This window comes from Martinezella tropici (genome assembly GCF_003287875.1).
Lineage (GTDB): Bacteria > Pseudomonadota > Alphaproteobacteria > Rhizobiales > Rhizobiaceae > Rhizobium > Rhizobium tropici_C.
The window spans coordinates 1-307 of record NZ_QMKK01000001.1 but is presented as its reverse complement, the minus strand read 5'-3'; the positions used below and the strand labels follow the sequence as shown (position 1 = coordinate 307).

The following is a 307-nucleotide window of genomic DNA, read 5'->3' as shown; positions in this document are numbered from 1 at the left end:
CGATCGCCGAGAAGTTCGCCATGGATGCGGAGATCCACGATGCCAAGAAGCGCATGAAGGTGCTGCTCATGGTCTCGCGCTTCGGCCATTGCTTGAACGACCTGCTCTACCGCTGGAAGATCGGTGCATTGCCGATCGACATCGTCGGCGTCGTCTCCAACCATTTCGACTACCAGAAAGTGGTCGTCAATCACGATATCCCCTTCCACCACATCAAGGTGACGAAGGACAACAAGCCGCAGGCCGAAGCCCAGCTTTTGGAACTGGTCGAGCAGACCGGCACCGAACTCGTGGTGCTGGCCCGCTA

At 58.0% G+C, this 307-nt stretch carries 1 pseudogene; it reads left to right on the top strand.

Features of this window, described 5'->3' with window-relative positions:
- Nucleotides 1–307, top strand: a pseudogene (gene purU / locus DQ393_RS00005) (formyltetrahydrofolate deformylase); the annotation flags it as partial.